The organism is Massilibacterium senegalense, from assembly GCF_001375675.1.
GTDB classification, from domain to species: domain Bacteria; phylum Bacillota; class Bacilli; order Bacillales; family Massilibacteriaceae; genus Massilibacterium; species Massilibacterium senegalense.
Genome location: NZ_LN831786.1, coordinates 257,968 through 271,196, shown reverse-complemented (window position 1 = coordinate 271,196; position 13,229 = coordinate 257,968). Strand labels below are relative to the sequence as shown.

Annotated in this window: 15 protein-coding genes; 6 read left to right on the top strand and 9 right to left on the bottom strand. The window is 36.3% G+C overall.

From position 1 onward, the window contains the following. Positions 1–14: 14 nt before the first annotated feature. The 3 genes from BN1372_RS04745 to cbpB are packed head-to-tail and all read right to left on the bottom strand — an operon-like array spanning position 15 to position 2,900. On the bottom strand, positions 15–899 hold the full coding sequence (locus tag BN1372_RS04745) for a LysR family transcriptional regulator (RefSeq protein WP_062197710.1): 885 nt from the start codon (positions 897–899) through the stop codon (positions 15–17). Positions 900–914: 15 nt separating this feature from the next. Continuing rightward, positions 915–2,408, bottom strand: a complete 1,494-nt coding sequence (locus tag BN1372_RS04740) for an MDR family MFS transporter (protein WP_062201093.1) — start codon at positions 2,406–2,408, stop codon at positions 915–917. Between the two features lie 57 nt (positions 2,409–2,465). Next, entirely contained in the window at positions 2,466–2,900 is a 435-nt protein-coding gene (cbpB, locus tag BN1372_RS04735; protein ID WP_062197709.1) for a cyclic-di-AMP-binding protein CbpB, read from the bottom strand. Positions 2,901–3,159: 259 nt separating this feature from the next. Between cbpB and BN1372_RS04730 the strand changes: the two genes are divergently transcribed. After that, positions 3,160–4,794, top strand: coding sequence for an ABC1 kinase family protein (locus BN1372_RS04730; RefSeq protein WP_062197708.1), 1,635 nt, complete (start codon positions 3,160–3,162; stop codon positions 4,792–4,794). A gap of 265 nt (positions 4,795–5,059) precedes the next feature. Here the strand turns inward: BN1372_RS04730 and BN1372_RS15825 are convergent, their stop codons facing one another. Together BN1372_RS15825 and BN1372_RS04720 are read right to left on the bottom strand one after the other, a co-directional pair. Further along, entirely contained in the window at positions 5,060–5,347 is a 288-nt protein-coding gene (locus BN1372_RS15825; protein WP_407656470.1) for a group II intron maturase-specific domain-containing protein, read from the bottom strand. A 51-nt stretch (positions 5,348–5,398) separates the two neighbouring features. Further along, positions 5,399–7,036, bottom strand: coding sequence for an SLC13 family permease (locus tag BN1372_RS04720; protein WP_062197706.1), 1,638 nt, complete (start codon positions 7,034–7,036; stop codon positions 5,399–5,401). A gap of 397 nt (positions 7,037–7,433) precedes the next feature. Between BN1372_RS04720 and BN1372_RS04715 the strand changes: the two genes are divergently transcribed. After that, positions 7,434–7,721, top strand: a complete 288-nt coding sequence (locus BN1372_RS04715; RefSeq protein ID WP_187118392.1) for a late competence development ComFB family protein — start codon at positions 7,434–7,436, stop codon at positions 7,719–7,721. A gap of 10 nt (positions 7,722–7,731) precedes the next feature. Here the strand turns inward: BN1372_RS04715 and BN1372_RS04710 are convergent, their stop codons facing one another. The 4 genes from BN1372_RS04710 to BN1372_RS04695 all read right to left on the bottom strand — a co-directional run bounded on the left by BN1372_RS04710 (position 7,732) and on the right by BN1372_RS04695 (position 10,044). Beyond that, the gene (locus BN1372_RS04710; RefSeq protein ID WP_062197704.1) at positions 7,732–8,415 is read right to left on the bottom strand and encodes an LrgB family protein; all 684 of its coding nucleotides are present in this window, start codon (positions 8,413–8,415) and stop codon (positions 7,732–7,734) included. Next, complete coding sequence (locus BN1372_RS04705) at positions 8,408–8,788, bottom strand: CidA/LrgA family holin-like protein (RefSeq protein ID WP_062197703.1); 381 nt, start codon at positions 8,786–8,788, stop codon at positions 8,408–8,410. Before BN1372_RS04705 ends, BN1372_RS04710 begins: the two co-directional genes overlap by 8 nt. A 182-nt stretch (positions 8,789–8,970) precedes the next feature. Further along, on the bottom strand, positions 8,971–9,264 hold the full coding sequence (locus BN1372_RS04700) for a late competence development ComFB family protein (RefSeq protein WP_062197702.1): 294 nt from the start codon (positions 9,262–9,264) through the stop codon (positions 8,971–8,973). A 69-nt stretch (positions 9,265–9,333) separates the two neighbouring features. After that, on the bottom strand, positions 9,334–10,044 hold the full coding sequence (locus BN1372_RS04695) for a polyphosphate kinase 2 family protein (RefSeq protein WP_267902241.1): 711 nt from the start codon (positions 10,042–10,044) through the stop codon (positions 9,334–9,336). Positions 10,045–10,230: 186 nt separating this feature from the next. Here BN1372_RS04695 and BN1372_RS04690 point away from each other — a divergent pair, with 186 nt between their 5' ends. From BN1372_RS04690 to BN1372_RS04675, 4 genes are read left to right on the top strand one after another with little or no spacing between them, the layout of a single operon-like run. Next, the gene (locus BN1372_RS04690; protein ID WP_062197700.1) at positions 10,231–11,367 is read left to right on the top strand and encodes an HAD family hydrolase; all 1,137 of its coding nucleotides are present in this window, start codon (positions 10,231–10,233) and stop codon (positions 11,365–11,367) included. A gap of 13 nt (positions 11,368–11,380) precedes the next feature. Continuing rightward, positions 11,381–12,028 carry a 5,6-dimethylbenzimidazole synthase gene (bluB, locus tag BN1372_RS04685; RefSeq protein WP_062197699.1) on the top strand — a complete coding sequence of 216 codons (648 nt, stop codon included), beginning with the start codon at positions 11,381–11,383 and terminating at the stop codon, positions 12,026–12,028. A gap of 5 nt (positions 12,029–12,033) precedes the next feature. After that, positions 12,034–12,516 (top strand): Cys-tRNA(Pro) deacylase, encoded by a 483-nt coding sequence (ybaK, locus tag BN1372_RS04680; RefSeq protein WP_230198801.1) that lies wholly within the window; start codon positions 12,034–12,036, stop codon positions 12,514–12,516. 4 nt (positions 12,517–12,520) lie between these two features. Further along, complete coding sequence (locus tag BN1372_RS04675) at positions 12,521–13,138, top strand: DNA-3-methyladenine glycosylase (RefSeq protein ID WP_062197697.1); 618 nt, start codon at positions 12,521–12,523, stop codon at positions 13,136–13,138. Positions 13,139–13,229 lie beyond the last annotated feature (91 nt).

Here is a 13,229-nt window from a genome sequence, read left to right as displayed (position 1 = left end):
GGTTCATCCCCTCTTTAAAAAGCAAACGGTTGTTGTTGAATATACTCGTCTACTAAATCAATAAATGCTCGAACATGTTTCAATTCCGTTGCAGCTTCGTAACTTAACAGCCACGTATCACGCGTTACCGGGCGATTGTTTAATGTAATCGGTATTTTATGAAGTAATTCCGATTGATGAAGCAATGTAATCGACGGTAAAATGGCATAGCCGATCCCGTGATACGCCATCTGTTTACATGTTTCAATTTGGTCTACGACAATAGTTCGTTTCGGTTTTGTGGCAAATTGTTCTCTCCACCATTTTTGAATTTCTTGAAAATAAGTCGAGTCACTACGGAACATAATGAATGGCTTCGTTGTTGATTGCAGTTGATCTACAGACGTTATCTCTGTATCCACTAAATAAAGGGAGTCTGAAAACAAATGTTCTTTCTTCCCTTTCCACTCGGGATTCCCACGAATCATCCCTAAGTGAAAATGGTCGTCATGCAAGTGTCGCAACATTTCGCTACTCCAACCTGTTACGAGTGAAATTTTCACATGCGGATATCGATGCACGTATTCTTTTAACACTTGCGGTAGCCAATATTGCCCGATAATCGAAGCAACGGCTAGCTTTAATGTTCCATGCACTTCTGAATGCATGGACATAATTTCATCTTTGACACGTTCTTTCTGTTTTAACGTTTCATTTACATAATCAATAATTTTTTCGCCTGCCGGTGTTAATGTTAACCCTTTTTGAGAACGAATAAAAATCGTCATGCCCCATTGTCGTTCAATCGTTTGTAAACGTTGACTTAATGCGGGTTGAGAAATATAAAGTCGCTCTGCTGCTTTCCGCATATTCATTTCTTCTGCTAATACTTGTAATATTTTATATTCCGAAACTTGCACCTTCTCCCCCCTTTCTTATTCCCTATTTTTCTTCGGCATTTTCATAATAAAGAAAAAACTAATGACACTTAACAAAACAAGCGTCATGTAAACAGTATGAAGACCAGTCGTTAATCCTTTTTCTAACACGTTAATCATCTTACTACTCATTTCTCCCCGCAAAATCGGATCTAGCAATACATTCGTCATATCTACCGATACCCGTTCTGTAGATAGACCGGCTTGTTCAATTTCTCGTTTTAATTGGCTATTTAAAATTCCACCTAAAAAAGCAGCACCGACCGTACTACCTAACGAACGCATAAATAAATTCGTTGCTGTTGCAATGCCACGTTTACTCCAATCGACGGTCGTTTGAATTGCGATAATAAAGGTCGTCGATGTAAGCCCCATGCCTATCCCGATAATAAAAGAACCGAGTGCTGCCCACCAAGGACCTAACACTGGCGTTAACAAAGAAAAAATAATCGCACCGATAATTAAAAAGATTCCGCCAACAATCGAAACATTGCGGTAATGGTATTTTAACACGAGCTTCCCTGCTAATGTAGAAGCAATTGGCCAACCAATCGACATCGTCGTTAAGGAAAAACCAGCTACTAACGCCGATTTTCCCATTACTCCTTGTACGAATGCCGGCAAGTAACTAGATACACCAATTAAAATCATTCCTGTCGTTAATGACGTTAAATTAGACGTCAAAATAAGTCGATTTCGCCACATTTCAAAAGGCATCGTTGGATTTTTCGATCGTTTCTCTTGCCAGATAAACAAAACAAAGAACAGAATACTAACAGACATTAAACTGAGCATTTCTGTCGAAAGCCATGCATATCGAACGCCACCTTCTACTAACACAAGCATAAGAGCACTGATTCCGATAAAAACGAACGCAGAACCGAGATAATCGATCGATTGTTTTTGCTTGTCCATATTTTCATGGAAAAAGAACCAAACGCCGATTAGCGATAAAATACCGAGTGGAATGTTCAGCCAGAAAACGTACGACCAACTTGCATACATGACAAAAAAGCCACCAAGCGCAGGTCCTAAAATCGAAGAGATTCCCCATACACTCGATAAATAACCTTGGATTTTTGCTCGCTCTTCTTTTGAATACATATCCCCGACAATAGTCGTTGCAATCGGTTGAACCGCACCTGCTCCAAAGCCTTGAATAAAACGAAATAAAATAAGCATTTCCATCGAAGTCGATAATCCGCACAATAAAGAACCAAGTATAAACACAATTACTCCAAATGTAAATACAGGCTTTCTTCCAAATAAGTCTGACAGTTTTCCGTAAATTAAAATTGTAACGGTTTGCATTAATAAATAGGAAGAAAATACCCAACTATAAAGGGAAAACTTCCCCAACTCAGCCACTATCTTTGGCATCGCAGTAGAAACAATCGTTGCCTCTACAGCTGACATAAACATAGCAATCATAATTGCTATTAAAACAAATGGTCGTTTTGTTACTTTTTTTTGTTGTAACACCTTCTCCATTTCATCACCGACTTTTCCAAATTGAATATAAAAACCCATTCGCTAAAGCGAATAGGTTCATTTCCCTCTAATCCACCATTCATTTCTTAATTTTAACAAAATATTGCGCCGGGTGACAATTCCGGTCAATCGTTTTTCTTCATCTTCTACACAAACGAACGGATAATCGACGACCGATTCCAATACATTTGATAGAGATGATTGCGATGTTAGACGCGGAATCGATGCATTCATAACATCCGAAACTAGCAAATCATCTAATTTTTCAAATTCGATTCGTTCCATTCCTAACAATGCATCTAATATCATTGTTTTACTAATAATCCCGTGCAACCTATATGATGGATCTAACACTGGAACAGCTGAATATCCCGATTTTACAAGCACTAATAATGCATGTTCGAGCGGATTGTTTAATTGAACGTGCGCCACTTTATCTGATTCAATCATTAAATCCTGTATCGAGAATATCGGTTGTTGCGCTATTGACATGTAACCATCTCCCTACCCTATTAAATTCGAAATAAAAGCGTTTTCATTATTATACCATATTTTCACTCTACCTTCTTAACAGACTTTTCCTGTAAGCAAGTTTCAATGATTTTCCTCTTATTCCTGTTATAATAAAGGAAACTTTTTTCTAAAAAATACAATCTTTCATTTCTTTTATCTTCCATTGGGGTTATTTATCTCCCTTTCTATAGATGTATGTTAAAACAAACTAAAATTGACATAAAGTAAAGGGGAAATCATGAAAAATAATTCTTTTTACCGTATTTTTATTATTGTTTCGATGTCCATAAAGTTTTTTTTACAAGTTTACTTTTTTCATAAAAGACACCAATTAACGAACCCGACACACGTAGAGAAGTGGAATGAACTTTTACTTCGTCAAGCAAGGGAATATAAACGAAATGCTTTAAAATTAGAAGGTTTACTTATTAAACTAGGGCAATTTTTAAGTACTCGTGCAGACTTATTGCCAGAAGTATTTTTAGATGAACTAGGCGACTTAGTCGACCGAGTTCCCCCTGTTCCACATGAAAAAATTCCACAAGTGTTAAAAAGTGAATGGGGAGAACAATACAACTCATTTATTCATTTTGAAAGCGAAACAGCTATTGCTTCTGCTAGTATCGGACAGGTGTACAAAGCAACGTTATCTTCTGGTGAACAAGTCGCTGTAAAAGTACAACGCCCTAATATTGAACGTATTATTCAAACAGATTTTAAAGCATTAAAAATCGTCTTTTTCTTAGCACGAAAACTAACCACTATGGGGAAAAAATCTGATTTACCAGCTTTATACAATGAAATTTTAACGATTATCGGCAATGAACTAGACTTTTTGAAAGAACTAGAAAACGGGGAATACTTTCAAGCGAAGTATCACACTAATGATGCAATCAAAATTCCACAATATTATCGAGATTATACAACTAAACGGATTCTTGTAATGGAATGGATTGAAGGAAGTAAAATTTCAGATAATCGTTTTTTTGAAAAACATCCTATCAATCGAAAAGAAGTGGCAAAAAATTTATTTGAAGCATTTGTAAGCCAACTACTCTTTGACGGAAAATTTCATGCAGACCCGCACCAAGGAAATATTTTAATTAAAGAAGACGGGACGATTGTTTTAATTGATTTTGGAATGGTAGGAGAATTAACGAGTCAAGATGCCGTTCACTTACGGAAACTAGTGACTGGTTTTACACTTGGAAACTTTGAAATGGTTGTCGATAGTTTAGATGATCTTCACTTTTTACTTCCAAACAGTGACCGTTCATTGTTAGTATCGATTTTAAAACGAGGAACAGACCTTTATTTTAATGAACACTTCTCGAGCTTACAATTCGATATGATGGAATCTATTCTCGAAGACTTACAAAAATTCGTCAACGAACAACCCATTCAAATGCCTGCAAAATTTGCCTTTTTAGGAAGAGCTGCGTCAACATTAGTGGGCGTTTTAAGTTTAGTAGACCCTGAAATTGATTTACTCGTGTACGGAAAACCAATCGTAATGAAATGGTTAAAAGAACAGAAAGATACGAGCACCTCGATTCCAAGTATGCTCATAAATTCGGTACGTCCACTCCTTTCTCTTCCAACACAATGGGTAGAAGAACCAGAAAGACAACGTGCCTTTGAAGAAAAACTGTTATTACACAAAGAAAAACAACAATATTTTGTCCAGCAAAAGTGGTTTCATTTTATTTTTTCTTTATTATTTGTTGGACTTTTTATTACTTCGATGTTGTTTTTATCACTTTACTGGATGATTGGAAGTGGTGTTGTATCATTTATTACCATCGTTTTCTTTTACCGTACCAATCAAAAACATAAAAAACATCTTTCTTCTTTTATAAATCGAATCGAGTAGAGGGAAAAGTTAAATATAACTTTTCGCCCCTCTCACACCATCGTACGTACGGACCCGTACAGCGGTTCAATGATTGTGGTACTTCGCGGCTATATCCATCTATCCGTGTTGTACCAGCTTTTCATCTGTTAAAGACCTATGAAGGATGCAACTGGCGGAAATTCTCCATCCAGTAACCTTTTCGGGTATTTGATCATTCATACGCTTTTTGCTTTTCGATACCCATTTGAATGAGATTTCTACATTTATTTTGTGGATTTTTCCACTACTTCCAAATGTATTGCCTCATTCGTCGTTTCAGCCAACCGTCTAAGTTATTTATAAAGCCTTTCATTTCACTCATGCCGTAGTAGTTTATCCACCCCGCCATGAGCTTCTTGATTTGCTCGAAAAGGGCCCTAATGTTTTTCCCTCTGTTCCGCTTTGTTATTTTCTTCAACTCTCGCTTTACAGTGAGCTTCGCCTTTTGATGTGGTCGAATCTTGACACCACTTCTAGTTGTCGATAGACAAGATCCTAGGAACTTCACTTTCACCACCGAGTATTCGCCCATGCAGGGTGCACAGTAAAAAGCCATCGCTTTTACAACGCGATGGCTTTTTAATTATTTGAAATTTTTCGGGAATTGGAATAAGTCAATATCCCAAACAACTGGTAAGAAGTAATAAATCATTAATGGAATAAGAAGAATACAAATCAGATTAATCCAAAAACCTGCTTTCACCATATCCCCGATTTTCAAGTAACCAGAACCAAATACAACGGCATTTGGTGGTGTTGCAACTGGTAACATAAAAGCACAAGAAGATGCAATACCTGCTGCAATCATTAACGCATATGGATGTACGTCTAATGCTAAAGCTAGTGATGCCATTACTGGAAATAACATTGTAGCAGTTGCTGTATTAGATGTTATCTCTGTTAAGAATAAAACAATTGTTGCTACGATAAATAATACAACTAATAAGTGTAAACCATTTAATACCGTTAATTGTTCCCCAATCCATAATGCTAATCCTGTTTCTTTAAATCCAGCAGCAATCGCAAGACCGCCACCGAACAATAATAAAATACCCCAAGGTAAATTTTTTGCATCGTTCCAATCTAAAATACGAACTTTCGTTTGATGTTTCGTTGGTAACAAGAATAAAATAATACCAGCTATAATGGCAATGATTGTATCATCGATTGTTGGAATAAATTTTTGAATCACAAATGTTCGTGTAATCCAACTGATTGCTGTTAAAGAGAAAACAATTAGTACTAGTTTTTCTTCAAAAGACATATTTCCTAACTGACGTAATTCTTGTTGTACTACTTTGCGCCCACCAGGTAATGATTTCATTTTTAATGGATAAGCAATTTGCACCAAATATACCCATGCTAAAATAAGAAGAAAAGCAGCAATTGGAACACCAAATAACATCCATTCGGCAAATGAAATTTGAATGCCGTATAATTTATTCACGGTTGCAGCAAAGATAGAGTTTGGTGGTGTACCAATTAATGTACCTAAGCCACCGATTGAAGCAGAGTAAGCAATACCTAGCATGATTGCTTTTCCGAAACCTTGATCTTCTTCTTTCTCTGATGATTTCATCGCTTGACGTACTTGATAAATAATCGCAAGACCGATTGGCATCATCATCATTGCTGTTGCCGTATTAGAAATCCACATAGATAAAAATCCTGTTGCCACCATAAATCCTAAAATAATTCGTTTTGTGCTTGTCCCAATTAATAAAATAATCGATAAAGCTATTCGTTTATGAAGCCCCCATTTTTCCATTGCAATGGCTAAAATAAATCCACCTAAAAATAAGAAAATCGTTCCATCCCCGTATGCAGAGGTAACACTACCAATTTCTAATGCGCCAGTAAGCGGTAACAAAACAATCGGCAATAAAGAAGTTACTGGAATTGGAATTGCTTCTGTAATCCACCATGTAGCAATCCATAACGTAGAAGCTAATACCCCACGCGCTTCATTTGTCATGCCTTCTGGATGGAAGAAAAATAAAGTGAGAATAAATAAAAGCGGGCCTAAAATAAGACCAATCCATTGACGATTTTGATAGCTGGGCAATGGCCCATTTGGTCCTTTTTCATTCTTTCCATCTTGACGTTCTAGTACCTTTTTTTGTACATCTTTTGGCTTTGCAAAAAACGTTAATAACGCTTTTGTTTCGCGATGCATTTTCCAAAGTTTATTCCACATCGTAGTCGCTTCTTGTTGTAACATTTTTTTACTCCCTTCATTCGTTCATGTACTATATTTTTGTAAAATAACAATACTGTTATATAATAGACTAATAAAAAGATTATTCGTTTTCTATTCTTTTGTCAAGAATATAAATAACAAGAAGAAATAATACTATTATTCTGAAAAATAAAAAAACGGAAAACTTATACCTTACTTACAAATTATGTTTAGGAAATATATAAAAAAGGAAGATTCATAATAGAAAGAAATAACCAATTAACTATTATGTAAAAATAATGGATATGCTTACGAAAGAGAGGTGAATCTACTTCTAACAAAAAGATGATTCGTTCCATGCGGACGAAAGTCCCCATTTTATAGGTGACCTATCTTTTTTAGTTGTAGAACAGATATGTCAAACAACGTCAAGAATGTCATGGAAATTTTAGCGAAGAACTATTTGCACGAAAACATCTCCGAACTTGGGCTAAAGTTCCCATGTGAAAAATGTAAAAACGATGTACTTGCTTTTGCGCTCAATCGTCTTGAACCAAAGTATGTTTCTAATGTCAGAGGTCATGCATTTGTGAAAGCACAAATGATGACTGATCAATATAAAACAGATATTATTTGTGCCCTTACAAATGCAGTACAGGTTGTTAATAATAATCCTGATTGTTCCTTTTGTGAATATGAGGAATGCCCAAAAAGCTCATCTTCTTAAGAAGATGAGCTTACCACCCTAATGCTGTCATTACTATTGAACTTATAACAGAAGTAATTAATGCACAAAGCGTCATTGCTACCGAACTAATCGCTCCTTCTAATTCACCTTGTTCAAGCGCCTTAACCGTCCCAAATGCATGAGATGCCGTTCCAAATCCTATCCCTTTTGCTAATGGACCATCAATACGAAACAACCGAATTAAATATGGACCACCTATTGCCCCCACTAATCCAGCAAAAATGACAAATACTGCAGCAAGTGTCGGAATCCCACCAAGAGAACTAGCAATTTCAATTGCAACAGGCGTGGTAACCGACTTAGGAAGAATCGTATAAATCATTTCCTTATCCATTCCGATCCATTTTGCAAATCCTGTTCCAGAAAGAATCCCAACAAAAGCACCAAGTGACACCCCTGCCAAAATTGGTAATAAGTACTTTTTTAATGTTAGACGCTGTTTATATAATGGAATCGCTAAAGCAACAACCGCTGGACCTAATAGTTTATTAATCCATTCTCCTCCAAGCATATATGTTTCATATGGAATATGAAACATAACGAGAACACTAGCAAGTAAAATAGTACTCGTTAATGCAGGTAATAAAATAGGATTTGGTAAACGAATATACAGTTTTTCCATCATAAAAAAAACAGAAATGGTTAATATAATTATAAGTATCGCATCAAACATGTTGTTCTCCTCTTTTCTGTTGTTTTTTCGCAAAATATTGTGCTGTCTTCCCAGAAATAACAAACACCATTATACTGCTTACAATAACAATAAAAATAAGTTGCAAACCGTAAAAAGAGGCTAATGATTTATAATTAATAATTCCAATCGTAGCTGGCAAAAATAACAGCGGTAAATGCCGTAGTAATACATGACTTCCGTCTTCTATCCATTCTAAACGAAGAATATTTGTCATAAGTAAAAGAAACAGCAAAAACATCCCAATAATGCTACCTGGAATAAACAAATGAAATGCTTGTTGAATCCAAACCCCTAGTTGATAAAAGAAACATATGACGATAAGTTGCGCAACCGTTTTTCCTAGTTTCTTCATTTTTCTCACTTCTTTCTACCAAAAAATCAACATCTTTTTTCTTGTAAATATCTCTAATTATTCTACAAAAATAATTAAAAAACCTGCTAAACAAGCATAAATAATAACCTTTTTTTTGTAAAGTATTTTCCGAAGAAGTAAGTTGGTACAAATAAAAAAGTTGTTTCATATACGAAACAACTTCATGAACAACAATTCATACACTCTTCTTTTCTCTTTCCCACTCTATGGATAGAACGAATAATTTCTTGATTTAATTTTTCTCTCATATACGATTTATTATATAAATCAATAAAAATAGTACGTTGACCTTCGTTCAGCACGTATCGTGGTGGTAGTGCATTTAATGTTTGGACGACAATTCTCATTCGACAATCTTCGCAACTACAATATATTTGAAAATCAACACTGTAGAGCATCACATTTACTAATGTCGGAATAATTTCTTCTAATACATTATAAAATGGTCTCTCCATCAAACCCACACATCCTATCTATCATCCTAAAAAACAGTATCCCCTTCCTACTTGAGGATACTGTTTTCATTATCTCATTTCTTTCTCTAATGTTTCAACTATTCTTTTAATGACTTCAATTCGACCATTCCATTTATGTTCACCGCTAATAATATGCCACGGAGCGTAATCGGTACTTGTTTTTTTAAACATCTCTTCTACTGCTTCCACATAGTCATCCCATTTTTCACGATTTCGCCAATCCTCATCGGTAATTTTCCAGCGTTTAAATGGATTGTTTTGTCTTTCCTCAAATCGACGTAATTGCTCGTCTTTGGAAATATGTAACCAAAACTTAATGATAATTGTTCCGTCATCTGCAAGTACTTTTTCGAATTGATTGATTTCTTCATATGCTCGTTTCCACTCTTTTTTCGTTGCAAATCCTTCTACTCTTTCTACTAGTACTCGTCCATACCAAGAACGATCGAATACCGCAATTTTTCCGTGTTCTGGAATCCGTTTCCAAAATCGTTTTAAATAGTGTTCATTTTTTTCATGCCCTTCTGGTGCAGCGGTTGCATATACATTAAATCCACGTGGGTCTAACCGTTGCGTAAAACGGCGAATTGCTCCACCTTTTCCGCCAGCGTCCCAGCCTTCTACAACAATTACTAAAGAACGACTAGATTGTTGTAATTCACGTTGCATCCGTAAAAAACGCAGTTGGTATTCTTTCAACATATCATTGTATTCGTCTTTATCTGTTAGCTTTTTCCTTAAATCTACTGATTCTAGCACAACTATTTCCCCCTTTTTATTCCAATACTATCGTACCATTTTTCAATGTGTATTTCTACCCATTTTATTCCTAACTTGAGACAAATGTATCTCTTCTTGAAAAGACAATTTTTTAATCATGTATTATGATAAAATGAAAGGTGCATTTTATCCTTTTCTAAAACCATTGATGGAGGTTTCATATATATGACATGGCAAACATTACTTTTTGACATTGATGGTGTTCTGTTAAGTGAAGAACGCTATTTTGATGCAACTGCATTAACCGTTTGGGAACTAATCCATAGCAATCTCTACCTAGGTCAACAAACTGCTTTTTTTTCTGTCAATTTAGAAGAACCACAGATTCGCCGCATTCGAAAAGAAGTCTTTCATGATGATACGGTTTTATCATTCATGAAGTCTCGTGGAATCAATTCTAACTGGGATATGGTTTACTTAGCTTTTTCCTATCAACTCATTTTATTGTTAGAAAAAATCCATCAAAAAGACCCAGCCTTTGTGGAACAACTTGTACAAAAAGAAATTACATATGAGTCTCTCAAAGAAGCACAAGAAAAAAGCAACGATTTATCTGTCTCTTTTCAACCAAATTATGCGCAATTTATAGATGATTTTAAAGAAAGTACCGAAGAGAAACAAGCTCTCTTTCTTTATTTAAATACTATTTGCCAAAAACGTCTTTCGGTTTCTACTACTATTTTCAAACGACAAAGTACGCTATGGGATGTTTGCCAAGAAACGTTCCAGGAATGGTACTTAGGCGATCGATATGTAGAACCGTCTGTCCTTGGAAAACCGAAAGAGTCAGGAAAAAAAGGGTTTCTGCAAGACGAAATTCCAATCATTTCTAAAGAACAAATGATAGAACTTTTTTCCACGTTAAAAGAAAAAGGATATCATTTAGGTATCGGAACAGGACGTCCGAAAATCGAGACGTTAGAACCATTAAAAACGCTTGGAGTATTATCATTTTTTGATGAAAACCGTATTTTGACGGCAACGGATGTATTACATGCAGAACGGCAATATCCTGAATATGCACCGTTAGCAAAACCACAACCTTACGCTTACGTGCAGGGAATGCTCGGGAAAGAAACCCCAGTGATGACTGCTATTACGTACCCGCTTCCGATTGAAAACAAAGAACAAGTACTTGTAATCGGTGATTCGTTAGCTGATTACATGGCAGCAAAAACGGTTGGGTGTCAATTTGCTGCTGTGTTAACTGGGCTTTCTGGTAAAAAAGCTCGTCCTGATTTTGAAAACCGTGCAGACTTCATTTTAGATAACGTCTTTGATTTACTGACAATGATCAAATAAGGAGGAAAAAAACATGTTAAATCCAGAAGAAAAACAAGGAGTATATACAGCGATTTTAAATCGCCGCGATATTCGAACATTTTTACAAGAACCCATCCCAGAAGATGCACTTCAACGTATTATCGAAGCTGGACACCACGGTCCTTCTGTTGGATTCATGCAACCGTGGAATTTTATTATTATCGACAACGACGACGTAAAAAACAAATTAGCATGGGCCTGTGAAAAAGAAAGAAAAGCATTAGCTATTCATTATGAAGATAAGAAAAAAGAAAACTTTTTAGCGTTAAAAATTGCAGGCATCCAAGAATCACCGGTTACCATCTGTATTACATGTGACCCAACAAGGGGTGGATCCCACGTCCTAGGACGAAATTCCATTCCAGAAACCGATATTTTATCGACTGCTTGTGCGATTGAAAATATGTGGCTTGCCTCATATGCAGAAGGAATTGCAATGGGCTGGGTTAGTTTTTATAAAAAAAATGACGTGCGTGATATTTTACACATTCCGCCTCATGTTGAGCCTGTCGCTTTATTATCGCTTGGGTATACTAATGATTACCCAGAAAAACCAATTCTCGAAACTTCTCATTGGCGGGAACGTTTACCTTTAGAATCCCTTATTTCTTATAACCAATGGGAAGACTTGAAGGAGTGACCATCGTGAAAAAGGGAGCGAAAACGAACGTCATCCGTTTTTTAGAACAACGTCATATCCCGCACGAAACGTTAGAATACGAAGTCGATGAAAGCGATCTTTCTGCTCAACATATTGCCGATTTAAGCGGCATGCCGATTGACATACTCTATAAAACGATTGTTTGTCGTGGCGATAAAACGGGTGTATTGTTAGCATGCATTCCTGGTCATTTAGAAGTAGATATGAAAAAATTAGCGAAAGCAAGCCATAATAAAAAAGTAGAGTCTGTTTCGTTAAAAGAAGTACTTCCGTTAACTGGCTATATTCGCGGTGGTGTGTCTCCTATCGGATGCAAAAAAGACTATCCGCTCTATATAAGTGAAGAAGTACGGATGAAAGAAAAAATATCAATTTCAGCCGGGGCACGTGGACATCAAGTTATCGTAACTCCAGATGAGTTGATTCAGATTCGTCAAGCTACTGTTTGTGCAATAACGAAGGAGTGATACTGTGCAACGGCTACAACGCTCGTTTTTTGAACGTGACACGGTTAGCGTCGCAAAAGACTTAATCGGCACCTACATCGTTCGGCAAGTGAAAGATACCATTCGAATCGGAAAAATCGTTGAAACGGAAGCATACACTGGTATTACAGATAAAGCATCCCATGCATACGGTAACAGAAGAACGCCTCGAACCGAAGTAATGTACGGAAAAGCAGGTCATGCATACGTGTATTTAATTTATGGCATGTATGATTTATTGAACATTGTTACCAAAACAGAAAACGAACCAGAAGCAGTGTTAATCCGTGCCGTACAACCAATCGAAGGAGTCGATGAAATGGCCAATGCAAGATTTCAAACACCCTTTCACATTCTACCACCTGCCAAACAAAAACAATTAACGAATGGACCAGGAAAACTGTGCCAAGCTCTCTCAATTACGCGCGAATGGAATGGATTTGACCTGTGTAATCCCAATCAACACTCGTTTTATTTGTTATCGAAAACAGAACCAGTAACATTCACGACTGCGAAACGAATCAACATTGACTACGCGGAAGAAGCAAAGCATTATTTATATCGCTTTTATGAAACGAATAATCCGTATGTCTCTGTCACATAAGATGATTTTTGCAAAAGGAACAGCTAAGATTTTCCTACGTCCCGTTCCTTTCTTTTGCAAAAAATCTTTTTTTAATCATCCTTAGGAAAGA